Source organism: uncultured Flavobacterium sp., assembly GCF_951805225.1.
Lineage (GTDB): Bacteria > Bacteroidota > Bacteroidia > Flavobacteriales > Flavobacteriaceae > Flavobacterium.
On sequence record NZ_OX638201.1, the window covers coordinates 5,600,114 to 5,626,655 of the forward strand.

At 32.9% G+C, this 26,542-nt stretch carries 21 protein-coding genes and 2 tRNA genes; 11 read left to right on the plus strand and 12 right to left on the minus strand.

What is annotated here, in order from left to right; translation table 11 throughout:
- Position 1: 1 nt before the first annotated feature.
- Complete coding sequence (locus WN975_RS23340; RefSeq protein WP_337968569.1) at positions 2 to 1,525, minus strand: GH3 auxin-responsive promoter family protein; 1,524 nt, start codon at positions 1,523 to 1,525, stop codon at positions 2 to 4.
- 236 nt (positions 1,526 to 1,761) lie between these two features.
- Between WN975_RS23340 and WN975_RS23345 the strand changes: the two genes are divergently transcribed.
- A complete protein-coding gene (locus WN975_RS23345) occupies positions 1,762 to 2,556 on the plus strand; it encodes a DUF2797 domain-containing protein (RefSeq protein WP_099712789.1) in 795 nt (264 codons plus the stop codon).
- Positions 2,557 to 2,814: 258 nt separating this feature from the next.
- The gene (locus WN975_RS23350) at positions 2,815 to 3,894 is read left to right on the plus strand and encodes a glycosyltransferase family 9 protein (protein WP_337968570.1); all 1,080 of its coding nucleotides are present in this window, start codon (positions 2,815 to 2,817) and stop codon (positions 3,892 to 3,894) included.
- Positions 3,895 to 3,963: 69 nt separating this feature from the next.
- Here the strand turns inward: WN975_RS23350 and WN975_RS23355 are convergent, their stop codons facing one another.
- From WN975_RS23355 to sppA, 3 genes are all read right to left on the minus strand, one after another.
- Entirely contained in the window at positions 3,964 to 6,558 is a 2,595-nt protein-coding gene (locus tag WN975_RS23355) for an AsmA-like C-terminal region-containing protein (RefSeq protein WP_337968571.1), read from the minus strand.
- Positions 6,559 to 6,731: 173 nt separating this feature from the next.
- Complete coding sequence (locus tag WN975_RS23360; RefSeq protein ID WP_337968572.1) at positions 6,732 to 7,679, minus strand: alpha/beta hydrolase; 948 nt, start codon at positions 7,677 to 7,679, stop codon at positions 6,732 to 6,734.
- Between the two features lie 9 nt (positions 7,680 to 7,688).
- Entirely contained in the window at positions 7,689 to 9,446 is a 1,758-nt protein-coding gene (gene sppA, locus WN975_RS23365) for a signal peptide peptidase SppA (protein WP_337968573.1), read from the minus strand.
- 281 nt (positions 9,447 to 9,727) lie between these two features.
- Here sppA and folK point away from each other — a divergent pair, with 281 nt between their 5' ends.
- The gene (gene folK / locus WN975_RS23370) at positions 9,728 to 10,861 is read left to right on the plus strand and encodes a 2-amino-4-hydroxy-6-hydroxymethyldihydropteridine diphosphokinase (protein WP_337968574.1); all 1,134 of its coding nucleotides are present in this window, start codon (positions 9,728 to 9,730) and stop codon (positions 10,859 to 10,861) included.
- A gap of 117 nt (positions 10,862 to 10,978) precedes the next feature.
- Here the strand turns inward: folK and WN975_RS23375 are convergent, their stop codons facing one another.
- The 3 genes from WN975_RS23375 to WN975_RS23385 all read right to left on the minus strand — a co-directional run bounded on the left by WN975_RS23375 (position 10,979) and on the right by WN975_RS23385 (position 15,050).
- Positions 10,979 to 13,885 (minus strand): T9SS type B sorting domain-containing protein, encoded by a 2,907-nt coding sequence (locus WN975_RS23375; RefSeq protein ID WP_337968575.1) that lies wholly within the window; start codon positions 13,883 to 13,885, stop codon positions 10,979 to 10,981.
- Between the two features lie 108 nt (positions 13,886 to 13,993).
- Positions 13,994 to 14,536, minus strand: coding sequence for an RNA methyltransferase (locus tag WN975_RS23380; RefSeq protein ID WP_337968576.1), 543 nt, complete (start codon positions 14,534 to 14,536; stop codon positions 13,994 to 13,996).
- Positions 14,537 to 14,615: 79 nt separating this feature from the next.
- Complete coding sequence (locus tag WN975_RS23385; protein WP_337968577.1) at positions 14,616 to 15,050, minus strand: DUF1573 domain-containing protein; 435 nt, start codon at positions 15,048 to 15,050, stop codon at positions 14,616 to 14,618.
- Between the two features lie 158 nt (positions 15,051 to 15,208).
- Here WN975_RS23385 and mutS point away from each other — a divergent pair, with 158 nt between their 5' ends.
- The 4 genes from mutS to WN975_RS23405 all read left to right on the plus strand — a co-directional run bounded on the left by mutS (position 15,209) and on the right by WN975_RS23405 (position 18,677).
- Positions 15,209 to 17,815 carry a DNA mismatch repair protein MutS gene (gene mutS, locus WN975_RS23390; protein ID WP_337968578.1) on the plus strand — a complete coding sequence of 869 codons (2,607 nt, stop codon included), beginning with the start codon at positions 15,209 to 15,211 and terminating at the stop codon, positions 17,813 to 17,815.
- Positions 17,816 to 17,976: 161 nt separating this feature from the next.
- Positions 17,977 to 18,049 (plus strand) — tRNA-Gly (locus WN975_RS23395).
- Between the two features lie 14 nt (positions 18,050 to 18,063).
- Positions 18,064 to 18,149, plus strand: a tRNA-Leu gene (locus WN975_RS23400).
- A 153-nt stretch (positions 18,150 to 18,302) separates the two neighbouring features.
- Positions 18,303 to 18,677: a DUF1508 domain-containing protein gene (locus WN975_RS23405; RefSeq protein ID WP_099710824.1), complete on the plus strand. Its 375-nt coding sequence runs from the start codon at positions 18,303 to 18,305 to the stop codon at positions 18,675 to 18,677.
- Between the two features lie 190 nt (positions 18,678 to 18,867).
- Here WN975_RS23405 and WN975_RS23410 read toward each other — a convergent pair whose 3' ends face one another.
- Complete coding sequence (locus WN975_RS23410) at positions 18,868 to 19,092, minus strand: hypothetical protein (protein ID WP_337968579.1); 225 nt, start codon at positions 19,090 to 19,092, stop codon at positions 18,868 to 18,870.
- A gap of 350 nt (positions 19,093 to 19,442) precedes the next feature.
- Positions 19,443 to 20,672 carry a glycosyltransferase N-terminal domain-containing protein gene (locus WN975_RS23415; RefSeq protein WP_337968580.1) on the minus strand — a complete coding sequence of 410 codons (1,230 nt, stop codon included), beginning with the start codon at positions 20,670 to 20,672 and terminating at the stop codon, positions 19,443 to 19,445.
- Between the two features lie 136 nt (positions 20,673 to 20,808).
- On the opposite strand from WN975_RS23415, the gene WN975_RS23420 reads away from it, so the two are divergent.
- From WN975_RS23420 to WN975_RS23430, 3 genes are all read left to right on the plus strand, one after another.
- Entirely contained in the window at positions 20,809 to 21,942 is a 1,134-nt protein-coding gene (locus WN975_RS23420) for a DegT/DnrJ/EryC1/StrS family aminotransferase (RefSeq protein WP_099710826.1), read from the plus strand.
- A 45-nt stretch (positions 21,943 to 21,987) separates the two neighbouring features.
- The gene (galE, locus tag WN975_RS23425; protein ID WP_099710827.1) at positions 21,988 to 23,001 is read left to right on the plus strand and encodes a UDP-glucose 4-epimerase GalE; all 1,014 of its coding nucleotides are present in this window, start codon (positions 21,988 to 21,990) and stop codon (positions 22,999 to 23,001) included.
- A 159-nt stretch (positions 23,002 to 23,160) separates the two neighbouring features.
- A complete protein-coding gene (locus tag WN975_RS23430; RefSeq protein WP_337968581.1) occupies positions 23,161 to 23,388 on the plus strand; it encodes a hypothetical protein in 228 nt (75 codons plus the stop codon).
- A gap of 93 nt (positions 23,389 to 23,481) precedes the next feature.
- Here the strand turns inward: WN975_RS23430 and fabD are convergent, their stop codons facing one another.
- Positions 23,482 to 24,357, minus strand: a complete 876-nt coding sequence (gene fabD, locus WN975_RS23435; RefSeq protein ID WP_056190824.1) for an ACP S-malonyltransferase — start codon at positions 24,355 to 24,357, stop codon at positions 23,482 to 23,484.
- Between the two features lie 71 nt (positions 24,358 to 24,428).
- Positions 24,429 to 24,791: a DUF983 domain-containing protein gene (locus WN975_RS23440; protein WP_041517577.1), complete on the minus strand. Its 363-nt coding sequence runs from the start codon at positions 24,789 to 24,791 to the stop codon at positions 24,429 to 24,431.
- A gap of 184 nt (positions 24,792 to 24,975) precedes the next feature.
- Here WN975_RS23440 and WN975_RS23445 point away from each other — a divergent pair, with 184 nt between their 5' ends.
- A complete protein-coding gene (locus WN975_RS23445) occupies positions 24,976 to 25,839 on the plus strand; it encodes a helix-turn-helix domain-containing protein (protein WP_337968582.1) in 864 nt (287 codons plus the stop codon).
- Between the two features lie 165 nt (positions 25,840 to 26,004).
- On the opposite strand, the gene WN975_RS23450 is transcribed toward WN975_RS23445, so the two are convergent.
- Positions 26,005 to 26,538, minus strand: coding sequence for a YceI family protein (locus tag WN975_RS23450; RefSeq protein ID WP_099710831.1), 534 nt, complete (start codon positions 26,536 to 26,538; stop codon positions 26,005 to 26,007).
- Positions 26,539 to 26,542: the final 4 nt, after the last annotated feature.

The following is a 26,542-nucleotide window of genomic DNA, read 5'->3' on the forward strand; positions in this document are numbered from 1 at the left end:
TTTAACTCTTAACCGTACACATCTCCTTCAACTGCTCCAAATAATCTCTCTGATTCGAAAGTCTCGGAATCTTATGTTGTCCGCCAAGTTTATCACGTTCCTTTAGCCAATCGTAAAATAAGTTTTCACGTGCGACATTAATCACAAGAGGATTTAAAGTCATATTGTTATGGCGTTTGGCTTCGTAATCAGAATTTAAAGTTTGTAAAGTTTCATCCAGAACTTTTTGGAAAAGACCAACATCAGCAGGGTTTTTCTTGAATTCGATCATCCATTCGTGCGCACCTTTTTCTTTGTCCTGCATAAAAATTGGAGCAACGGTATAATCTATAACTTCGGTTTGAGTAAGTTGGCAAGCTTTGGCAATCGCCTGATCGGTATTTTCGACCATTAATTCTTCACCAAAAACATTAATATGATGTTTTGTTCTTCCTGTAACACGAATTCTATATGGATTTAAAGAGGTAAAACGAACCGTATCTCCAATTAAATAACGCCATAAACCAGAATTAGTAGTAATAACAATAGCATAGTTTTTATCTAATTCAACATCTGCCAAACGAACTACTTTTTGATTTGGAGTTCCAAAAGTATCCATAGAAATAAATTCGTAGAAAATTCCGTAATCCAACATCAGCAATAAATCGCTCGAATTATTCAAATCCTGAATGGCAAAAAAGCCTTCAGAAGCATTGTATATCTCGTAATATTTGAAATCTTTGCTTGGCAAAATTTTCTTGTATTGTTCTTTATATGGAGAAAAACTTACGCCCCCATGAAAGTAAACTTCCAGATTTGGCCAAAGCTCTAATAAACTTTGTTTTCCTGTATTTTCTAAAACCTTATTCATCAAAACCAACATCCAGGACGGAACTCCTGCAAAACTGGTAACGTTTTCGTTTTTGGTTTCATTTATAATGGCTGCAATCTTAGATTCCCATTCGCTCATTAAAGAGGTTTTGCTGCTTGGTGTACTACTAAATTCGGCCCAAATAGGCATATTTTCAATCAAAATAGCCGATAAATCTCCAAAGAAAGTATTGTTGTTTTCGTAAATCTGAGAACTTCCGCCTAAGCGAAGACTTTTTCCAAGAAACAATTCAGAATCCTCATTATTATTCAAATACAAACAAAGCAAATCTTTACTTCCTTTATAATGACAATCTTCCAGAGCTTCGTTACTTACAGGGATAAATTTACTTTTTGCATTTGTAGTTCCGCTAGATTTGGCAAACCATTTAATAGGAGTTTCCCAAAAAACATTTTGTTCACCTTGACGTGTACGCTCAATTAAAGGCTGCAATTCTTCGTAAGTTGCAATTGGAACTCTTTCTACAAAAGTTGCATAAGAGTTTATAGATGCAAAATCATATTTTTTTCCGATAATCGTATTCTCTGACGACATCAATAAATTATGCAACAGTTCTTCCTGAACTTCATTCGGATATTTTAGAAAAAGTTCAATTTGATGTATCCTTTGTTTCAGGACCCAAGAGGCAAACGAGTTGATTATTGATAAGGGCATGGAGAAAATTTAGATTATAGATTGTTCATTTTAGATTTTAAATCTCAGATAGTACAAAAATCAAGAAATTTAAAATTTGAATATCGACGTACAAATACTAACTTTGTCGTTGTATCAAAAATAGTGTTTTTTTGTAAAAAAAAGCATTCTATTTTCACTAAAGATGAATTTTAAGAATTAAAATTCAGAACCCTGACAAGCAATCTTCAATATAAAATCACCAATCTAAAATTAAAATGACATATCAAGGAGTACTTACAAAAATGCAAACTGAAATGGGAGATCCAATTCAATATTATTTGGTTTTCGAAGATAGTTTTCTAAATATGAATCAATTATTGAATAAAGAGATTGAGATTAATTTTGTGGGTTATGAGTGTTTGAATTGTCATAAAAAGAAGAAAATATACAGACAAGGTTTTTGTTATGATTGTTTTTACTCGAGTCCTGCAGTTGGAGATTGGATTATGAGACCGGAATTAAGTACGGCTCATTTAGGAATCGCTGATCGTGATTTAGATTACGAGCAAAAAGTGCAATTGCAGCCACATATTGTTTATTTGGCACTTGCAAGTGAAGTAAAAGTGGGTGTAACGCGCAAAACGCAGGTTCCAACCCGATGGATTGATCAGGGCGCAACACAGGCAATCGCAATTGTTGAGGTTCCTAATCGATATTTGGCCGGAATTACTGAGGTTGCCTTAAAAGATCATTATACGGATAAAACCAATTGGAGAAAAATGCTTCAAAGTACAGGCGAAAGTTTTGACTTGATTGCTGAAAAAGTAAAAGTAGAAAGCTTAATTCCGTCTGAAGTTCAGGAATACTTTTATTCTCAAAAAAATGATCTTTATGAATTGCATTATCCGGTTCTAAATTATCCTGCAAAAGTGGCTAGTTTGAACTTGGATAAGACACCTTCTTTTCAGGGAAAATTAACAGGAATCAAAGGTCAATATTTAATTTTTGAAAACGGAACTGTATTTAATATTCGTGGTTCTGAAGGTTATGTTGTCGAAATAAACGTCTAGTGTGAGTTGCCAAACGTCGATTGTTAATGGCTAACTGTCTAATAATTTAGTAATTGGGGAATAATTTCCGTATTTTTAGATCTCTTTCAAGTAGTTGAAGATGTGAATGTTGAAACATTTTCGTTACAATTTTGTAATAATTGCTTATTGAAAGAATTTAATTTTAGAAAAAAAAAGAGGCTAGCTTTGAGTTAGTTAAATCTGTTCAATTTTTCTAAAATCGGATATAGATTTTATAACCCCTAAATTATTTTATAGATGAGTGTTTTAAGCAAAATTAATCATTATAGGCGTGGCGTAATGCGCAATCTGACTAAGAACATTGGAAAACCAAAAAGTGAACAGGATATTGTTTTGGTTGATAAATCTGAGATTAAACGGGTTTTAATCTGTAGACCAAATGCAAGATTAGGCAATCTTTTATTGATTACACCTCTCGTTCAGGAAGTCACGGAAATATTTCCAAATTGTAAAGTTGATCTGTTTGTTAAGGGAACTTTAGCTCCAATAATTTTTGAGAATTACGAAAGCATTAATAAAGTAATCGATTTGCCCAAAAAGCCCTTCAAAAATTTACTGAAATACCTGAATGTATGGATTTCAATAAAAAAACAAAAATATGATGTTGCGATCAATGTCGATCAAAACTCTTCTTCAGGACGTTTAGCAGTCCAGTTTTCTAACGCTAAATATAAATTTTACGGAGATTTACATGAAGAATCTCAACTTGTAAAAAATGATTACGATCACATTGCAAAATACCCGGTTTATAACTTTCGATATTACTTAACCAAACTTGGTCTTGCAAAAAGTAATAAAATAATAGCTCCAATAGATCTTAAATTATCGTCTTCGGAAATTGCACAAGGAAAGAAAACGCTAAATGATTTAGTTCATAATTCTAAAAGAACAATCTGCATATTTACTTATGCAACCGGTGCAAAATGCCTGGCAGAAGATTGGTGGGAGAATTTCTATAAACAACTTACAGAGGAATATAAAGAGTACAATATCATTGAAATTTTGCCAGTAGAAAATGTTTCTCAAATTGACTTTAAAGCGCCTACTTTTTATAGTAAAGACATTCGCGAAATAGGATCTGTAATCGCAAATGCTGATTTATTTATTGGTGCAGATAGTGGTATTATGCATTTGGCAAGCGCTGTTCAAACTCCAACAATTGGATTGTTTTCTGTGTCAAACATGAAAAAATACGAACCTTATGATAATTGCAGTATTGGAGTAGATATCAATTTATATGCGAAGAAAGATTATATAAAAACGATAAACTCAATTTTGAATAACGGAAAATTAAAGATTTATTCAGATGCAATTTAATAAATCACTTTAAATAAAAAAGAGGCATTCACCATAAGTGAATGCCTCTTTTTTTATGCTCATTTTTATTTAGTTTTTCTTCTTGAACAAACCGTTTATCAAGTCACTTGCTTTTTTAGTAACTTCTTGAGTTTTCTGTTCTTTTTCAGTTGCAGCAGCTTTTGTTGTATCTTTTGCCTTTGTGTTCTTGTTGATTAAATCATTAAGTGCAGAAGTTCCTTTTTGCGTCAACTTTTCTTTTTGTTGATTTGCAACCTGAGATGCTAAACTTGTAACAGCAGATTTCATATCCGTTGATATTTTTGGATTAGAAAAATTCCCTGTAATCATCGCATTTATCGGAATGTTTTGCAATTTCGCAGCATCAGCAGGAGACATTTTCGAGATAAAAGCATTTGCTTCGCTTCCTAAATATTTAGCAGGAACATCCAATTTTAAGTTATAATTCATAGATTGGTCAAAACCGTGAGTTCCGCCAACAGTGATTTTAATATCCTGATATTTGATGTCAAATGGTTTTACGTTTACTTTTCCGTTTTCAAAAGTTAAAGCAGCTTTAATATCATTTAAATTTATCTTATTCATATCGATAAATTTAATGTTTGATGTCAAAGCATTTAATACCGTTGAATTTTTAGAATTTATGGTTGTTGAAAGTAATTGTCCTAACAAATCTCCCGAAATAGAACTTAAATCCGGAGTTAATTCTTTAGCATCTAAATTTCCGTTTAATTTAATAGTAGAATTTAATTTACCATTGATAATTCCGGCAATTGGAGCAATCTTTTTCATCATGTCCAATTGGGTAAAAGTCTGTGCAATATCAACTTGATTGAAACCTAAATTCATATCAAAAGTTGGTACTTTTGCTTTTGTAGAAACCGTTCCTGTTAAACCAATTGTTCCCCCAAAAATTGAAGTTTTAAAGTTCTCTAAAGTTGCTTTTTCATCTTTTACGATTAATTTACCTGAAACATCTTTTAGTTTTAAATTATCATATAAAACCGTTGTTGCTTTGGCACTAATAGTACAATTTAAAAAAGCTGGAATCTTCATCGCTTCTGTTGGTTTTGCTGCTGTTTTTTCAGTTGCAGGTTCACCAGCGGTCATAAAATCATCAACTGCTAATTGGTTTGAGCTCATGTTGAAGTTTCCTTTTAGTTCTTGTTTTTTAAACATAAAACCATAGAAGTTTTCCAAAACACCATTTATGCTCAAATCACTTTTTCCGGTTGTAGCATCAAATTTTTTCAGATTAATAGTGCTTGGATTAAATTCAACCAAAGCCGTACTAATGTTCATAGATTTATTGTTGTCATCTGTATATTTAAAGCCTGACAAACTCATTGTTCCGGCATTTTTAATATTTTGATATTGGCTTTTTTCTACAGACGCCATATCAAAATTAGTAGTAACATCAGCTTTTAAAATACCAGCCAACGGTTTTTCCATTTTGATTGGATATGCTTTCGAAAGGTTTGCTAAATTGATTGTTCCTTTTAATGCAGCATCTACAATAGGATTTACCGTAATGTTTTTGATATTCGCTTTAGCGCTAAAAACGTCCTGATCAATTCTAAAAGAAAGCTTATCTAAATTAACGTAGGTGTCATTTAGAATTCCTGTTTCATTGATGATTTTTGTGTCGATTACAATATTCTGAACAGATTTTGGTAAGTTAGGATATTGAAAAGAAGCATTGTTTGAAGCAATCGCAATATTGAATTTAGGAACTGTAGTATCTGTTAATTCACCTTTTGCAAAACCAGCTACAGTAAAATCTCCAGTTGTTTTTACACCATCTAAACCAGAAGCATATGCCGAAGGAATTAAACCTAAGAAATTGGTGAAAGAGGAAGTTGGTGTTTTAAATTTTAAATCATAAATCTGACCTGCATCAACCATCTGAATAAAACCGTCAAATTCTAACGGCAATTGGTTAATCAAGGCCTTGTTTTCTTTAAAAGTATATTTGCTTTTTTCTAAATCAATTCCTAAAACGGCGTCTAGAGTCAGTTTTACGTTTTTCATATAATTGACTTTATCCATATCTAGAGATACTTTGGCAGTAGATTTTGTAGTCAAATCTAGTTTAGAATTGGTAAAATCTCCTGTTCCTTCGTGATTTAAACTATCAATTACCATTTTGATTTTAGATCCCTGATCGATATATCTAAAGGTAAAGTTTTCGATTTTATAACCTTGAATTTTCAATGAAAGCGGTTTGCTTGCATCGTCTTTCTTTGTTTCTTCTTTATCTTTTAATGCAATATCGAAGTTACCAACACCATCTTTATTAAAGATTATATTAATTAAACCATTCGTAGAACTAATTCCCTGAATGTTTAAAGGTTCGTCTTTTCCTTTGAAAAGTTCTTTAATACTCATTTTTAGATTCAATTCGCCAAGCGAAACCAAAGTATCACCTTCAAAAGGCGCTTTGTTGATGATAACCAATTTCTCGATTCCAACAGTTGCATTTGGGAAGTTTTTAAACAAGCTTAAATCAGCATCGGCAAAACTTACTTTTGCATCAACACTTTCGTTAATAGCCTCGGCAATTTTGGCTTTTATCTGATCTTTAAAAAAATAAGGAATGGCAAATAATGCAGCAACAATGACGACAAGTACAATGGCTGCGATTTTTAGAATTTTCTTTAACATATTTATAGATTTGAGGATTTAATATGAATATTTAACTGATGCAAAAATAGCTTTTTTGATTTAGTTCTGCGATAAAGTTTTCTTAAAAACTGTAAGAATTTTACTTTATTTGTTAAAATAAAAAAATCCGTTTGACTATATATTCAAACGGATTTTGGTTTTTATTATTTTAATTATTTCAGAATAAAAGAAATAATCTTATTAGTCATAACTTCTGAAATTGGTAAAGTTGCGTTATTATAACTTTCTAAATTTGCTTGTTTGTCACCTTCGATAATTTTCATGATATGATTCATTTTATCTACAATCAGTAATTCGGCATTTTTATTTGACTTGGATAAGTTCTCAGCATCTTGCACTGTGACTTGCAAATCGTTGTTTCCTTGCAGAATTAAAATTGGAACGTTTAGCTTTTTGATTTCTGCTTGTGGATTGTATTTAAACCACGAAATCAAATACGGCTGAATGCTTGACCTGAAAAGCGAATTAAGCATTGGATCAACTTTATTAACCTTATTTCCACTTTTTAAACTGTCAATAATCGGAAAGGTCATTTCCTCAATTTGCTTATTTGATTTACTTGCTATTTGCGCTTTTATAATTTTATCTGCTGAATCTCCGGCTCCGGCAATAGAAATAAATTTATTTGCTTTTGCTCCCGCAATCATTCCTATTAATGAACCTTCGCTATGTCCAATGATTACTAATTGCGAAAAACGTTTGTCTTGTTTCAGGAAATTAATCCAACTTTTGGCGTCTTCTGTATAATTTTCAAATACCAAACTAGATTCAGATATTGCAGAAGCTTTGCTTTCGCCAATTCCTCTTTTGTCATATCTTAATGATGCAATTCCGTTTTTTGCCAAAGCTTCAGCCAGCATTTTTAACGAATTGTTTTTCATCATCGGATTATTTCCGTCTCTGTCTGTTGGTCCTGAACCTGCAATTATTAAGGCAACAGGATATTTCTTTGTTAAATCAGGAACGGTCAAAGTACCAAAAAGCTGATCGTTATTAATTTTTAAAATTACATTAGACTCTTTATAGGTATCTTGTTTTTTATCCTGAGCATTAACAAAGCTCAAAAAGAAAATAGTAAGCAGAAGAACTATATTTTTCATCGCTTTAAATTATTTGATGTTTAGCCCAAAAGGAAGGATTGCCTGAACACCTTTTTGATTTTGAAACCTTTTTACCTGTTCGATAAGTTGGTAGTTTTCTTCTCCGATTTCTTCTTTTATAAATGCTTCTTTCGATTGTGCAAAAGGAAGATTTGAAAGTAAATCATTAAATGTTTTTTCGTATTCAGGATAGTTTTGAGTGCTGTATGTTTTTACTTTGGCAATTTTTGCAGCCTCGGCAATAGCATCATTCAAACCTCCAATTTTGTCCACCAAACCAATTTTCAAAGCTTCAGTTCCTGACCAAACTCTTCCTTGTGCGATCGAGTCTACTTGCGCAAAAGTCATTTTTCGGCCTTGAGCCACATGAGTTACAAAAGTATTGTAGATGTGTTCAACTCCTTCTAATGTAAAGGCTTTAAACTTTTCGTCAATTGGCACAAACGGACTATAATTAGCTGAGTTTTCATGTGTTTTTACTTGCTCAGTATTAATTCCTAATTTATTTGCCAAAGGGCTAAAGTTAGGCAGAACACCAAATACTCCGATAGAACCTGTAATAGTATTGTTTTCGGCAAAAATTTTGTTGGCATTACAAGCAATATAATATCCTCCCGAAGCAGCATAATTACCCATTGAAACTACAACTGGTTTTATTTTTTTAGTGATTTCGATTTCTCTCCAAATCAAATCAGAAGTCAAAGCGCTTCCACCCGGACTATCAATTCTAAGTACGATAGCTTTTACATCTTCATTTTTTCTGGCTTCTTGCAACGAACGACGCATTGAACCTTCACCAATTACGGTAACATCTCCTTCACCGCTTTGGATTTCGCCTTGAGCGTAAATAATCGCAATTTGATCTGTTGCTGTATTAGTCAAAGCTGTTGTGATGTTGTTTTGAGTATAATCTGCGATAGAAATTTTGTTGTAATCATCATCTCCGGTTACTTTCAATGCTTTTTTAATGTTATCGTGATATACATCTTCATAAGCAACAATATCTACTAAATGTTGTGCTTTTGCCATTTCCGGAGTTCTGGCAAGTAAACCATTTGCGATTTCGTTTAATTTTTCTACAGGAATTTTTCTGCTTTTCGAAATATCGTTCGTAACCGTTGTCCAGATTGAGTTTAATAATGCTGTAACTTGTTCTCTGTTAGCATCACTCATTTTGTTTTCTAAGAAAGGTTCAACGGCACTTTTGTATTTTCCGTGACGAATCACTTCCATATGAATACCTGATTTATCCTGAAAATCCTTAAAGAACATTACTTCAGACGAAAGTCCTTTGAAGTCTAAATCTCCGGCAGGATTCAAATAAATAGTGTTGGCAACCGAGTTTAAATAATATTCTTTTTGAGAATAAGTATTAGCGTAAGCCCAAACAAATTTTCCTGATTTTTTGAAACTTTCAAGTGCATTTCTCAAATCTTTATATTGCGCCAATCCTAAAGAAGACTGATCATTTAAAATAGAAATTCCTTTAATGTTATCATCTGTTTTTGCTGCTTCGATAGCGCTGATAACATCCGTTAAACCAATTCCTTTTTTATCTGAAAAAACGGTTACCCAAGGATCTTTGTATTTTCCGGCGTAATCATTTTGAATTTGTTTTAAATCTAATTCTATAACAGAATCACTTTTGACAGACACAGAATCGTCTCCGCCGAAAATAGTTCCAATTAGAATTACTCCAAAAAAGAAGAGCATAATAAATACAAAAATACCAATAACTGTGGCAATTACATTTCCTAAAAACTTCATAAGTATATTTTTTTTAATAAGTAGTAAAAAAGGTTGGTTTGTTACAAATATAATCTAAATAGAATTTAATCCTTATACGTCATTTGTCAAATATTTGTATTATTTCAACTTTTGAATGCTGTAAATAAAGATACTTTATTTTGTAAGATTATGATTGTTTTTTATATTAATTTAGATAAAAGAAGCGATTAACAAAGAGTTTTCATTTCTTGAAAACTTCTAATTCTTGAGTCAAATAATGTACTTAATTCTAAAATAGTTTTAGTTAATTTGCATTAATTATGAAATCACAGCATCAAATCACACTATCTATAGGCAGTAATCAGGGAGACAGATTAGCAAACATCACAAGTTGTATCGCTTTAATACATCAGGAAGTGGGCACTGTAATCAGGGTTTCAAGACTATACGAAACTCCGGCCTGGGGATTTGAAAGTGATGCTTTTTATAATTGTGCTTTAGTTTTGCATAGTAATTCATCTGCACAAAAAATTCTCAATCAGGTTTTAAAAATCGAAAAACAATTAGGAAGAATCCGATCGAATCAGGAAGGTTATCAATCCCGAATAATTGACATTGATCTGATTACTTATGATGATGAGATTATTGAGTCTGAAAAACTTCAGATTCCGCATCCGCAAATGCAAAACAGAAATTTTGTTTTATTACCAATGCAGGATTTAAAACTGGATTGGAGACATCCTGTTTCTCAAAAATCTATTACGGAATTAGTTGCAATTTCACCAGACGATAGTGTTTGTACAATTGTTCAGAATTTAGAAAACCCGTTAAGAGAAATTCCGTTAGAAAGTTTTAATTATATTGCTTTTGAAGGAAATATTGGTGCAGGAAAAACGACTTTGGCGCACAAAATTTCAGAAGATTTTAATGCTAAAACTGTTTTGGAACGTTTTGCAGACAATCCGTTTTTGCCAAAGTTCTATAAAGATCAAAACCGATATGCTTTTCCTTTAGAAATGTCTTTTCTGGCAGATCGTTATCAGCAATTATCAGATGATTTGGCTCAATTTGATTTGTTTAAAGATTTCATCGTAGCCGATTATCATATTTTTAAATCCTTGATTTTTGCCAAGATTACACTTGCAGAAGATGAATATCGTTTGTACCGAAATTTATTCGATATTATTTATAAAGAAATGCCAAAACCTGATTTATACGTTTATTTATATCAGAATTCTGGGCGTTTGCTTGAAAACATCAAGAAAAGAGGTCGCAATTACGAACAAAATATTTCAGCAAATTATCTCGATAAAATCAACAACGGTTATTTAGATTATATTAAATCTCAAACGGATTTGAATGTCTTAATTATCGATGTTTCAGAACGCGATTTTGTGAAAAAACACGAAGATTATCTTTTTATTCTAGACGAAATTAAGAAGAAAATTGGTTAATGTGTCAATTAGAAAATTTGGCAATTAGATAATTAGACAATTGTTTATAAAATAATTTTTTAATTAAGTCATTTCTGAATTATCTCATTATCTAATTGGCACATTATCTCATTAAATTTATCTTTTAAGCGAAAAATGACCTCTTAAAACAGGATGATCATTATCGATTTTCATTGCATACCAATAATCAGAAGCCGGTAGAGGATTTTTATCCAAAGTTCCGTCCCAACTCATTTTAGAACCAATTAACTGTGCGACAAGTTTTCCGTATCGATCGAAAATTGTTATTTGCGCTTGCGGATAGTTTTCGATTCCCTCAACTTCCCATGTGTCATTAAAAGTATCATTGTTTGGAGTAAAAAATGCTGGAAAACTTATTACAATAAATTGAAAAGTATCGCTTCCACAGCCATTTTTTTCCTTAACAAAAGCCGTTTTTAATCCGGCACGAACATCATAGAAAACATTAGAGTCTTGAGTTAATCCATCTACCGAATATTCATAATAATCAGCATCTTTAGTAAGATGAATAGTAGCTTTTGTTCCGTCTACATCAACTCCTGAGATTTCAGGGATTAAATGCTCGTTGACGATAATTGTTTTTTTACTTGGACAGTTTTCCGGATCTGGACTTATAACATCAACCGTGTATGTTCCGGGAGTTGTAACTGTAATTATTTGAGCGGTTTCGCCAGTGCTCCATTTATAAGACATTCCGGCAATTCCAGCGTCGAGATTGACTTGTTGGTTTTGACATAATATTTTAGTTTCATCAGTAACTACAGGCGGAGTATAGATTTTAACGTCTATTGGAATACGCGTGTTATTGATGCAACCATTATTTGATGCTTCAGCATAATAAGTAGTATTTGTTGAAATTACAGGAGTTGTAAAGTTTTCTCCTGTAAATAAACTTGTACCGCCAATTGATGTTGTGTACCAATTGATAAAACCAATATTTGAACTTGCCTGAATAGTTACAGATCCAGGGCCACAATTAGAATAGAAAGGTTGTCCGGCAATTGGATTTGCTGGTGTTGCGTTAACTGTTGCTGTAACGGATTTTCGGTTTGATTCGCAACCCGCATCTACATAGTAAGTTGTAGTTGAAGTTATTGGAGGAGTTGTAAAAGAATTTCCTGTTTTTAATGCAGTTCCGCCCGTTGCGGTTGCGTACCAACTAATTGTTGCTCCGGTTGTTGCAGTAGCAGTAAAGGTAAAAGTTCCTAAATCGCAAGCCGCAGGTGGATTTGCGTCAGGTGTTGCAACTGGAATTGTTATTTTTGTACTGGCAGCAATTTCTAAAGGCGCTTCGCCAGGTGAACCTCCATATTCTACAATATAACCTTTAGGTTGATAATCGCCACTTGGATCTCCACTATTTGATAAGTCATTCCATGAACCACGTATCCCAATTCCGGGTTGTGTAATGTGAGCATAATCTTCGTCGCCTTGTTGGTTTGGTTCTCCAGTATTCCAAAAAGCAAAATTTGGAGTAGAACCATTTGCAGCACCGTTCCAGAAAATAGTTCCTGCTTCAGGTCCGGTTACCCATTTCCAAACACCTTCTGTTTCGGCATCGCTTCCGCCAATCCACCCGGTTCCTGATGCTTGTTCGCCACTTAGCTTAGCTTCATCAGCAGATAATAAAGTAGCAAGATATCCTTTAAGACCGTAATAAGTACTGTTTTCGGCAGCAAACTTTGCAGATGACCAGCTAATACCAACGCTTGGAACATACAGATAAAAATGTTTTGTAGAAGGCAGATAATTGGCTTTGCCTATTGTTATCGAGAAAGTTCTTGTACCAGAAGCTGTAGGTGAAGAATTCGAAAATATAACATCTTTAATAGCGGCTTCTAACTCAGAATATAAAACATCTCCGCCAGTTGGACTTGATAAAACTAATTTTCCTTCAAGAGGATACCAAGCCTGTACAATTGTTGGATGCGCGGCTGGATTCGGAATTTCTATTTTATCCTGACCATTAACATAACCTGAAGAAATCTGAATATAAACAGCTTGTGTTCCAGATTCTGCCGGATCATGAGTAATTGTAATAGAAGGTGCAATTTTTATAGAAGTTAACGGACAATAGAATTGATCGTCTGTTGCTCTAATTATAGGCGGCGCAATTGAAGTTGCATTGCAATTGTTTGAATAAAGAGCTGCTGCATCTTTAAATGTAGACCAGTTGGCATCAGAGTATGCTTTATTATCAACTTCTACACATTTCAGATTGGGATTCGATTGCAGGTCTAGAACCAACATATAAGTATTAATTCCGTTTTTTAAATTAAGAGAAGTCAGTTTGTTATTATCGCACTGAAATTTACTTAAGCTGGGATTTTTAGAAATATCTAAACTTGTCAATAAATTGTTTCCACAGGAAAACATGTTTAGTTTTAAATTTTTAGAAACGTCTAAACTTGTTATTTTGTTATTGTAGCAGACAAAGGAATCCAACTCAGGATTAAAAGAGGTATCTATTTGATTTAAATTGTTGTAAGTACAGTAAAAAGAATTTAAGACAGGATTCTTTGTGATATCTATATTTGTTAATGTATTGTAGCCACAACCTAAAGATTTTAATAAGGGATTATGGGTAACGTCTAAAACGCTTAAATTGTTCATATAACAAGATAAGACTTCCAGGGAAATGTTGTTTGAAACATTTAAACTGGTTAATTTATTTTCGCTGCAGTCTAAATAGTTTAGTTTTGTGTTTTTAGAAAAGTCTAATACAGTTAAATTATTGTTATTGCAAATCAAAGTTTCTAATTCTGAGAAGTCTTCAATCCCTGATAAATTAGAAATATTTTTGTAACGAATTTCTAAACTTTTAATATTTTTTATACTTGTAGTCAGAACTTTACCGTCAATAGCGCCATTGTCAATTCCTAACTTAATTAAGGCATCTTCAAAATTTAAATCAGGAATTGAGGTATATTGTGCATGCCCAAAAAAGCCTGACAGCAATAAAAAAAATAGCAGAGATGTTTTTAAGAAATTAACATTTTTCATTTTATAAAAGTATCAATTTTATAATAATAAAAAAACATATTTACATTTCTAACATTTAAAAGTGTAATTCAATATAAAATAACAAAATAATTCTGATGAAGTTGCTTTCTAGATTTTAGCAGGCCAGTTTAACTTCTGAAATAAATCCCAAACTACGATTCCGGCGCTCACAGCAATATTCAAAGAATGTTTGGTTCCTAATTGCGGAATTTCGATACAACCATCACAATTCGCAACAGCTTCCTGAGCAACACCATAAACTTCGTTTCCAAAAACCAGTGCATATTTCTGATCCTTTTCTACTTTGAAATCCTGAAGAAAAACAGAACTTTCGACCTGTTCAATAGCAAGCGTTAAAACATTGTCTTTTTTTAGATTTTCAATCACTTCCAAAACATTTTCATGATGTTCCCAAGCTACAGTTTCAGTAGCGCCAAGAGCAGTTTTATGAATTTCTTTGTTTGGAGGTGTAGCAGTAATACCGCAAAGAATTATCTTTTCGATCAAAAAAGCATCTGCCGTTCTAAATACAGAACCTATATTGTGTAAACTACGAATATCATCTAATACTAAAATTAGAGGAGTTTTGTCAGATTTTTTAAAATCTTCGATAGATTTTCTATCTAGTTCACTATTTTCCAGTTTTCTCATTTGTGTTGGATTCAGGTCATAAAAAAAGCTTCCAAAGATAAGGAAGCTTTTTCGATTATTTTATTTTTGTTTTCTCAGATTAGCTTTTTACTGGATCTGGTAAAACTGTACCTTTAATAGTAAGTACTTTTGTTGGTTGTCCTTCAGCGTTAGAAGTAACCGTTACAGTTTTTGTAAATGCACCAACTCTGTCAGTAGCATATTTTACACCAATAATACCTTTAGCACCTGGAGCGATTGGCTCTTTTGGAGTTGTTGGTACAGTACAACCACAAGATCCTTGTGTGTTTGTAATGATTAATGGCTTAGTTCCGTTGTTTACAAAAACGAATTCACGTTTTCCATCAGCGTTGTGAGCGATAGTTCCGTAATCAATAGTTTCTGTTTCGAAAGTCATTCCTGCACCTTCGATTTTAGCAACTTTAGCAGCTTTAGCCGCTTTTTTAGTGCTTTGAGCATTAGAAGCTGTAATTCCAACTACAGCTAACATAGCGATTAAGATTATTTTTTTCATCTTTTAGAGTCTTTGTTTTAATTATGAACAAATCTATATAAAATTCTTATATCTAAACTTAAAAATTCCTTAAAATATTTTAATTTTTGAACGGCTTCGATATTCCTTTAAAATATTATAAATTCGCTGTCTTAATTTTTCATTTAAAATACAATAATTTGGCAGCGAAAGACAAAGTGGTGAAAGAAACACCCTTAATGAAACAGTACAACGAAATCAAGAGAAAATATCCTGATGCATGTCTGCTTTTCAGAGTAGGAGATTTTTATGAAACCTTTGGTGAAGATGCTGTTAGGGCGTCAAAAATCCTTGGTATCACACTAACTAAAAGAGGCGCGGGATCTGAAACCGAAACAGCGTTGGCGGGTTTTCCACATCATTCCATTAATACGTATTTGCCAAAATTGGTCAAAGCTGGACTTCGTGTAGCGATCTGTGATCAGCTTGAAGATCCAAAAATGACCAAAACTATCGTGAAACGTGGCGTTACTGAATTGGTAACACCCGGAGTTTCTTTAAATGATGAAGTTTTACAATCAAAAACAAACAACTTTTTAGCATCAGTTTATTTTGCTAATAAAAGCATCGGAGTTTCTTTTCTGGATGTTTCTACCGGAGAGTTTTTAACTGCTCAGGGAAATGCAGAATATATAGATAAATTGTTGCAGAATTTTAATCCAAGTGAAATTCTGGTTCCAAAGAATAATAAGATGGATTTTAAAGCTTCTTTTGGAGAAGATTTCCATACTTTTTATTTAGAAGATTGGATTTATAAAGAAGATTATGCTTTAGAAACTTTGACAAAACATTTTCAAACCGTTTCCTTAAAAGGTTTTGGAGTTGAAGAGTTAAAAGAAGGAATTATTGCTTCAGGAGCAATTCTTTATTATTTGTCAGAAACACAGCATAATCGTGTACAACATATTACGGCGATTCAGCGTATTGCAGAAGATGCTTATGTTTGGATGGATCGTTTTACCATTAGAAACTTAGAATTATATCACAGTTATAATCCAAATGCCGTAACGCTTTTGGATGTAATTGACAGAACGCTTTCGCCGATGGGAGGACGTTTGTTGAAACGTTGGTTGGCTTTACCTTTAAAAGACAGTGCTAAAATCAAAAATCGTCACGATGTCGTTACCTATTTAAAATCAGATTCTGAAGTTTTACAAAACATTCAATATCAGATAAAGCAAATTTCGGATTTAGAGCGTTTGATTTCTAAAATTGCAGCAGGAAAAGTTTCGCCTCGTGAAATTGTTTATCTAAAAGAATCTTTGGATGCTATTATTCCAATAAAAACTTTAGCGTTGGCAAGTCCGCAGGAAGCTGTGAAAATTATTGGAGATAGTTTACATGCCTGTGATCTTTTAAGAGAGAAAATTAAAACAACTTTAAATCAGGACGCGCCTGTAGCGATTGCAAAAGGAAATGCAATTGCAAAAGGAATTAGTGAAGAACTAGACGATTTACGCGCTATTTCTACTTCAGGAAAAGAATTTTTAGAAGGAATTGAAAAAAGAGAATCGGAGAGAACTGGAATTTCTTCTTTGAAAATATCCTTTAATAATGTTTTTGGATATTATATCGAAGTTAGAAATACACACAAAGATAAAGTTCCGGCAGAATGGATTCGTAAACAAACCTTGGTAAATGCTGAGCGTTATATTACCGAAGAATTAAAAGAGTACGAAACAAAAATTTTGGGAGCCGAAGAAAAGATTCATAAAATTGAAACCGAACTTTTCGAGCAATTAATTGCCTGGATTGCTACCTATATTAAACCGGTTCAAATGAATGCCAATTTGGTGGCGCAATTAGATTGTTTGTGTTCATTTACGCAATTGGCAATCGAGAATCAATATGTGTGTCCGGAAATCGATGAAACTTTTGAACTTGATATCAAAAACGGACGTCACCCTGTAATCGAAAAACAATTGCCGGTTGGAACTCCATATATTGCCAATGATGTTTTCTTAGATAGAGAAACGCAGCAAATTATTATGATTACCGGTCCCAATATGTCTGGTAAGTCGGCTATTTTGAGACAAACAGCATTAATTGTATTGTTGGCTCAAATGGGAAGTTTTGTTCCGGCTGACAGTGTGAGAATGGGAATTGTAGATAAGATTTTTACCAGAGTAGGAGCATCGGATAATATTTCGATGGGAGAATCTACTTTTATGGTCGAAATGAATGAAACGGCTTCTATCTTGAATAATATCTCTGATCGAAGTTTAGTTCTTTTAGATGAAATTGGTCGAGGAACAAGTACGTATGACGGAATTTCGATTGCTTGGGCTATTGCCGAGTTTCTACACGAACATCCGGGAAGACCTAAAACATTATTTGCAACGCATTATCATGAATTAAATGAAATGACGGAATCTTTAACTAGAATTCAGAATTATAATGTTGCGGTAAAAGAATTAAAAGACACAGTTCTTTTTGTTCGTAAGCTGATAAAAGGAGGAAGCGCGCATAGTTTTGGAATTCACGTTGCAAAAATGGCGGGAATGCCTCAAATCGTAATTTTGAAAGCGCAAAAGCTATTAAAGAAATTAGAAAAGAATCATTCAAGCGAATCTTTAAACGGAGTAAAATCTGCTGCGGATGAAATGCAAATGAGTTTCTTTAATTTAGATGATCCTTTGTTAGAAGAAATAAAAGAAGAGATTCTGAGTCTTGATATAAATGCGATAACTCCGGTTGAAGCATTGATGAAGCTGAATGAAATCAAGCGAATGTTAGTTAAGAAATAAAATTAAAAAAGTTTTCAAGTTTAAAGTTTAGGTTATCAGAAAGTTATAAAATAAGTGAATTTTTTTTTGGAAAAACGCTTGTGTAATTGAATAAATGTCCTAAATTTGCACTCGCAATACACAACAAGTCAAGTATTGCGGTTCTTACAAGAATTTGAAATGCGAAAATAGCTCAGTTGGTAGAGCGCGACCTTGCCAAGGTCGAGGTCGCGGGTTCGAGCCCCGTTTTTCGCTCAAAACCATATAATGCTCGGATGGTGAAATTGGTAGACACGCTGGACTTAAAATCCAGTGAACAGCAATGTTCGTGCGGGTTCAAGTCCCGCTCTGAGTACTAAAGCCTCTTCTTTTGAAGAGGCTTTTTTTATTGTGTAAACTCACACGGCTTCAAATAAATTTACAAAGTAAATTTGTCTTAAAAGATTTTAAGGTTTGAAATCAGCAATCAATAATTAATAATCAACAATCAATAATTTAAAATATATCTATGGGTGCTTTTGTAATTAGTAAAAGGTTTAATGATGAATATAAATTCGTGTTTACTTCTAGAAAAGGCAAAGTGATATTTACGAGTTTAAGTTATGAGCTGAAATTTGAAGGAGAAGAAGATATTGAGAAATTTAAGGCGAATATTGATCAGGCGAAATTTTTAAAATTTAAAGGCTCTGGTGGAAAGTATTTCTTTAAATTGATGTTGGGTGAGGTTCACTTTGCAACAAGTCGAAAATACACAACAGAATTGCTTTTGCAGAAAGGAATTAAAGAAATAGTCAACTATGCTTCGAAAGCGGAAATTTTAGACTTCTCGTCAAGCGAATCTATTTTTGAAGATGAGGTTGTTTTTGAGGAAGAAGAAGATTAGAGAAAGAATCAAATAAAAAAAATCCCAAATTTCAATAGGACTTTAAAGTCTTGTGAAATTTGGGATTTTTTTTGTTGCTAAAATTTAAAATTTATCCTGAATCTTGAAGATTGGAATTTTGAGTTAAATTTTTGCATAAAAAAAACCATCACGATGGATGGTTTTAAAATTTTTAGAATTTAAGTTCTAATTATTTTTTTACTTCTTTAGCAGCTTCTTCTACTTTAGCAGCAGCAGAGTCAACTTTAGTAGCAGCAGAATCAACAGTTGCAGCAGCAGAATCAACTACAGTAGCAGCAGAATCAACAGCAACAGCAGTAGAATCTACAGACTCAGTAGCTGCAGCGTCAGCTTTTTTACAAGATACAACAGTTAAAACAGCAACAACAGCTAAACTTAAAAATACTTTTTTCATCTTACTTTATTATAAAAGGTTAATTATTAATTCGTGGCAAAGATATAAATTTTTTAATATGTAAAATATTTTTTTATTTTTTTTTTAAAATATTTTCATTGCTCACGATTATCTTATTTATCAAAGAATATGCCAAAACTACAAAATTGCTTGGTATTATCGTATTTTTTGTATAAATTATTTTTCATTGATTATTCTATAAGCGAATTGGCTTTTTTTATTCTCTTGCTTGCGGTTTATTTTGTTTTTTGGTGATTATTGCGTAATCTGTGAATGTTAAAATAAGCTGTTTTTAGAGCTTTTTAGTTTGATTGTGGTGGTGAAATTCGGATTTGAGTTTTTGAAACCTCTCACGAAACGATTTTCATGATCGTATTTGTTGCTCCTTTATGGTCTTGGATGTACGACTTGCAAATTTGACTTTTCTCTTTTAGAAAGCTTTCATTATTAAGTAAAAGATCAAGATTTTGTTTTAATTCGTCTGCGTTAGAAATTACCAAACAACCTCCAAGATTAACTAATTGAACAGCTTCGGCAAAATTGGAATAATTTGGACCAATTACAATTGGAATTCCAAATGTAGCAGGTTCCAGGATATTGTGGATTCCGGGATTTCCAAAACCGCCGCCTACATAAGCAATGGTTCCGTAGCTGTAGATTTTGGTCAAAAGTCCAATCGTGTCAATAATAAATACTTTGAAGTTTGATAAATCCTGATTTTCTTTTTCAGAATATAAAATCGTTGACTTTGTAATTTGCGATTTAAGATTGGCTATTTGATCAGCTTTGATATTGTGTGGCGCAATAATAAATTTTACCATTGAAGGCGCATCATTAATATATTCGATTAATAAAGCTTCATCTTTTGGCCACGAGCTTCCTATTATTATAGTTGGAGTATTGTTTTTGAAGTTTTCAATAAAATCTAATGTATTGTCTCTTTCTAAGATTGCATTTACGCGATCAAAACGAGTATCGCCGGAAACGATAACATTCTGAAATCCGAGAGCTTCAATTTTTTCTTTAGAAGCTTCATTTTGAACAAAAAAGTAAGTGAATGCTTTTAATGCCTTTCTATAGAAACCGCCGTACCATTTAAAAAACATCTGATTGTCTCTGAAGATTCCGGAAATCAAATAAGTTGGAGTTTTGCTGTTTTCTAATTCTTTTAAATAATTCAGCCAAAATTCATATTTAATAAAAAATGCCAATTCGGGATGTACTAATTTTAAGAACCTTTTTGCGTTGCTTTTGGTATCTAAAGGAAGGTAAATAGTAACATCTGTAACAGTATTATTTTTACGGACTTCATAACCGGAAGGAGAGAAAAAAGTCACGATAATTTTATGAGAAGGATATTTTTCTTTGATTTTTTCGATGACCGGTAAACCTTGTTCGTACTCTCCAAGTGAAGCCGAATGAAACCAGATCGTTTTATCTGTAGGTTTTATCTTGTCTTCTAAAATTGTAAAAACATTTTTCCGACCTTCTGTGAAAAGCTTAATTTTCGGACTAAAAAGAGCTACAATTTTCAGAAAAAACCCCGCAATAGAAACAACTAAATTGTATAGAAAAAGCATCTGTTTATTTTTGTGGCTAAATTACATTTCTTTCGATTATTTTCATTGGTTTAAAGGCATTAAATAACTATTTTTGTTCCTCCTTTTAGGGATTCTGTTTAAAATACAGGTCTTTAATTTTAAAAATATATTGAAAATGAAAAAAATTCAAATGGTTGACTTAAAGAGTCAATACGAAAAAATAAAAACTACTGTTGATGCTTCAATTCAAGAGGTTTTAGATACAAATACTTATATAAACGGACCTTTAGTACATCAATTTCAAAAAAATCTTGAAGATTATTTAGGAGCAAAACATGTAATTCCGTGTGCAAATGGTACAGATGCTTTGCAGATTGCCATGATGGGATTAGATTTAAAACCGGGCGATGAGGTAATCACTGCTGATTTTACTTTTGCTGCAACTGTTGAGGTAATTGCTTTATTGCAATTAACGCCAGTTTTAGTAGATGTTGATATGACAAATATGAACATCGATATTGAAGCAATTAAAAAGGCAATTACGCCAAAAACGAAAGCAATTGTTCCTGTTCATTTATTTGGACGCGCAGCAAATATGGATGCGATTATGGAAATTGCAGCAGAACATAATTTATATGTAATCGAAGATAATGCACAAGCAATTGGGGCAGATTATATTTCAAAATCTGGTACAAAAAGCAAAGTAGGAGTAATTGGTCACGTTGCTGCAACTTCATTTTTCCCGTCTAAAAACTTAGGTTGTTATGGAGATGGAGGAGCAATTTTTACAAACGATGATAAATTGGCGCACATTATCCGCGGAATTGTAAATCACGGAATGTATGAGCGTTACCACCATGATGTTGTTGGTGTAAATTCTCGTTTAGATAGTATTCAGGCAGGAGTTTTAAATGCAAAACTACCTTTATTAGATGAGTATAATGCAGCGCGTCGTTTGGCAGCTACAAAATATAATGCAGCCTTTGCAGGAAATGCACATATTGTAACGCCGGAATTTGATGCAAACGAAAATGATCACGTTTTTCACCAATATGTATTGAGAATTATCGATGCAGACAGAAATGCTTTATTGCAACATTTGCAGGATAAGCAAATTCCGTGTGCGATTTATTACCCAATTCCGTTGCATTCTCAAAAAGCTTACGTTGATACTCGTTATAAAGAAGAGCAATTTCCGGTAACGAATCAATTAGTAAAAGAAGTCATTGCTTTGCCAATGCATACAGAATTGGACGATGAGCAAATCAAATTTATTACAGATTCTGTTTTAGAATTTTTAAATAAATAATTTATAAAGTTAAACCAAATAACAACAGCACAAAACAACCACAAAATGAAAGTATTAGTAACAGGAGGATTAGGATTTATAGGTTCTCACACCGTAGTCGAATTGCAAAATGAAGGCTTTGAAGTCGTGATAATTGATAATCTTTCGAACTCTTCAGAAGATGTTTTAAAAGGAATTACGGCAATCACAGGAAAAACGCCTTTATTCGAAAAATTAGATTTAAGAGAAAAAGCGTCCGTTCAGGATTTCTTTAAAAAACACAACGATGTTACCGGAGTAATTCATTTTGCAGCTTCAAAAGCAGTTGGAGAAAGTGTTGAGCAGCCTTTATTGTATTATGAAAACAATATTGCTTCGCTAGTTTATTTGTTACAGGAATTACAACAAAAACCTGAGGCAAGTTTCATTTTTAGTTCGTCTTGTACAGTTTACGGTCAAGCCGAAAAAATGCCAATTACTGAAGATGCTCCCGTTCAAGCAGCGATGTCTCCTTATGGAAATACAAAGCAAATAGGAGAAGAAATCATTACAGATACAGCAAAAGTAACTAACATTAGTGCGATTTTATTGCGTTATTTCAATCCGGTTGGAGCGCATTCAAGCACTGAAATTGGAGAATTACCATTAGGAGTTCCTCAAAATTTAGTTCCTTTTATTACTCAAACAGGAGTAGGATTGCGTCAGGAATTATCAGTTTTTGGAGATGATTATCCAACTCCGGACGGAACTGCAGTTCGTGATTATATTCACGTTGTAGATTTGGCAAAAGCACACGTTATTGCATTACAGCGTTTATTCAATAAAAAGAATTTACAAAAAGTAGAAACCTTCAATTTAGGAACGGGAAAAGGAAGTTCAGTTTTAGAAGTAATTCATAGTTTCGAAAAAGTAAGCGATAAAAAATTACCATACGCAATTAAGCCACGTCGTGAAGGTGATATCACCGAAGCGTATGCAAACACAGATAAAGCAAACAATGTTTTAGGTTGGAAAGCACAATTGAGTTTAGACGAAGCAATGGCAAGTGCCTGGAAATGGGAACAGAAAGTTCGTTCTTAATTTATTATTCAGTTTCAGTCACAGTTTTCGGTAGAGATGCACAGCAGTGCATCTAACGATAGAATATTAAAATCCCAAATAATCAGATTAGATTGTTTGGGATTTTTTATTTTGGGTTGTTTTTATTTTGTAAATTTATAAGATTAAACTTGGTTAATTATGAATATGGAAAAAGCTGATAAAATGAATACTTTTGATTTTGACGCAGAGTTTGCAAAGGGATTAACACTAGAAGAAGCGAAAGCTGAGTCGAAAAGAAAAATTAGGGAATGGTGGGTAGATGATTTTGATGCTGAATTTGCAAAAGGTTTAACTCCTGAAGAATTTAAGGATGAAATGTCTAAAAGAATAAAAGCTTATCCTTGGAAGAATAAATCCCAAAAATAAAGTAAAAATAAAAAGTCCTCACAAACAATCTGTTCATGAGGATTTTTATTTTATTTGGATTTTCAACTGAAAACCGCGACTGAATACTAAAAATTAAGCATTCGCAGTAACAGCTTCTTTATCGATTTTATTAATTAAACCGGCTAATACTTTTCCTGGACCAACTTCAGTAAACAAAGTAGCACCGTCAGCGATCATTTGTTGTACAGATTGAGTCCATTTTACAGGAGCAGTCAATTGAATAATTAAGTTCTTTTTGATTTCGTTTGCATCAGAAACCGCATTTGCAGTTACGTTTTGATAAACTGGGCAAATAGGAGTAGAGAATGTAGTTGCTTCAATCGCAGCAGCCAATTCTTCTCTTGCAGGTTCCATCATTGGTGAGTGAAAAGCTCCTCCAACAGGTAAAATTAAAGCACGTTTTGCTCCGGCAGCTTTCATAGCTTCACAAGCTTTTTCAACAGCAGTAGTTTCTCCTGAAATTACCAATTGTCCAGGGCAGTTGTAGTTTGCAGCAACTACAATTCCGTCGATAGAAGCGCAAACTTCTTCTACGATATTATCAGCTAAACCTAAAACTGCAGCCATTGTAGATGGAGTAATTTCGCAAGCTTTTTGCATAGCAAGAGCACGTTGAGAAACTAATTTAAGACCATCTTCAAAAGATAAAGTTCCGTTTGCAACCAATGCAGAGAATTCTCCTAAAGAATGTCCTGCAACCATTTCTGGTTTAAAATCTTCGCCTAAAGTTTTTGCTAAAATAACGGAGTGTAAAAATACAGCAGGTTGAGTTACTTTAGTTTCTTTTAGTTCTTCGGCAGTACCTTCGAACATGATATCTGTGATTCTAAAACCTAAAATTTCATTAGCTTTTTCGAATAATTCTTTGGCTAAAGCCGATGATTCATATAAGTCTTTGCCCATTCCTGTAAACTGTGCGCCCTGACCCGGAAATACGTATGCTTTCATTTGTCTAATTTAAGATTGAATTTTTTTGAATTGAAAATTAGTTTCAATTGAAAGGCAAAAATAACACTTTTTTACTTCGTATAATCCTTAAACATGTAAATCCATGCTAATCTTGAAAATCGGAGATTGAAAGAAGTCAGTAAAGTAATCACAACCGCAATAATAGGAATAATTCTTAAATCGAAATTTTTCTCAAAGAAAAACTGTGCAATACAATATGTTGCGATTCCCTGAGCGACTGTTAATCCGTAGTTTACGTACATTGCACCAAAGAAATAACCAGGTTCTTTTTGGAACTTGTAATTGCAATGACTACAGTATTCGTTCATTTTTGGTAAACCAAAATTTAGAAAAATATTCTTGTCTTTAAAAACTTTTCCTTTATGACAAATAGGACATTCGTTGCTTAAAATATGAGTTAATGCACTTGACATGATCTTGTTGTTTTTTATTTATACAAAGGTAATTCAGAGCGGTATTAAAGTCTTTTTTATATCTTCGCTACTTATAGCACAATAAAGACATTTTTATGACATCGCCTAACTTAAACGACTTCGTAAACGAAAAACGTGATTGGGCGATCGCATATATGACCAATAAAAAATAAATTCTACATATATGAAAAGATATCCCGTTTATAGTGTTCAGAATTTTAGCTGCAATGATATTCATCGTGATTTTTATATAAATACATTCAAAGAACATCTAAAAAGTCACAGTTTTGTCGAAGAACCGCATCGGCATGATTCGTATTTAATGGTTTTTTTTACAAAAGGTTCGGGACAACACGAAGTAGATTTTGATCAATTCGAAATAAAAAAAGGAAGTTTATTCGTTTTGCAGCCCGGACAAATGCATCATTGGAATTTATCTGAAGACATTGAAGGTTTTGTGATTATTTTTTCACAGGAATTGTATAATCTCTATTTCGGACAAAAAAACATCAATGAGTATAACTTTTACCATTCTATACATAACCGACCGGAAATGGTTTTTGAAGAAAAAGAAATTCCAAAAATCCTTCCGTATTTTAATTTGCTGATTCACGAAAACAATCAGGAGAATCGATATCAACTCGATAAAATGTTGAATTTGCTGGATTGCATTCATATCGAAATTGCCCGCAAATACAACGAAACCTATTCGCATCAAACGCATTCGTATAATATTAAAATTGATAAGTTCGAAATGCTTTTGGAGCAATATTTCAGACAAGAAAAATTGCCTTCTTTCTATGCTGAAAAACTGAATATCACATTGAAGCATTTAAACAGAATCTGCAATGAAATTCTTCAAAAAACAGCCACAGAAGTAATTACAGATCGTGTAATTCTGGAAATAAAAAGAATGTTGATTGATAAGCAATTAGCTGTAAACGAAGTTGCTTTCAAAGTAGGTTACGAAGATTATTCGTATTTCTCCAGATTCTTCAAAAAACAAACCGGAATGTCGCCAACAGAATTCCGAAATGCAATACGTTGAGTTTTATTAGCCACGAATTCACGAATTATTTTCCAAACTTTATGTATAAAAAATTCGTGAATTCGTGGCTATAAAAAACTTCGATTTCGCTTCAATAAAAAAAGCCTGCACTTCCTAAAAAGTGCAGGCTTTTCAACCAACCAAATTAAATTTATTTTTAGAGAATTAAGCTTGTTTTACAAATTGTAATTCAATGTTTAATTTTACTTCTTCTCCAACTAAAACACCACCAGTTTCAAGAGCAGAGTTCCAGTTTAAACCCCAATCTTTACGATTAATTTTACCTTCAATGCTTAAACCTACTTTAGTATTTCCCCATGGATCAGTCATGATTCCGCTAAAGTCTACAGGAAAAGTTACTGATTTTGAAATACCTTTGATAGCTAAATCTCCAGTTATTTCATAATCTCCAGCATCAATTTTTTTGAAAGTAGAAGCTTTGAAAGTTAATTTTGGATTGTTTTCAACATCAAAGAAATCTGCACTTCTCAAGTGACCGTCTCTGTCTGCATTTGCAGTGTCGATAGAAGCGATATCACCAGAAAATTGGATATCAGCATTTTCGAAGTTTTCTCCTTCTGTAGTAATTGTTGCGTCATAAGTTCCAAATTTACCTGAAACATTTGTAAACATCATGTGTTTAACTTTAAAACCAATTTCTGAATGTGTTGGGTCAATTGACCATTTTGTAGTTGCCATAATT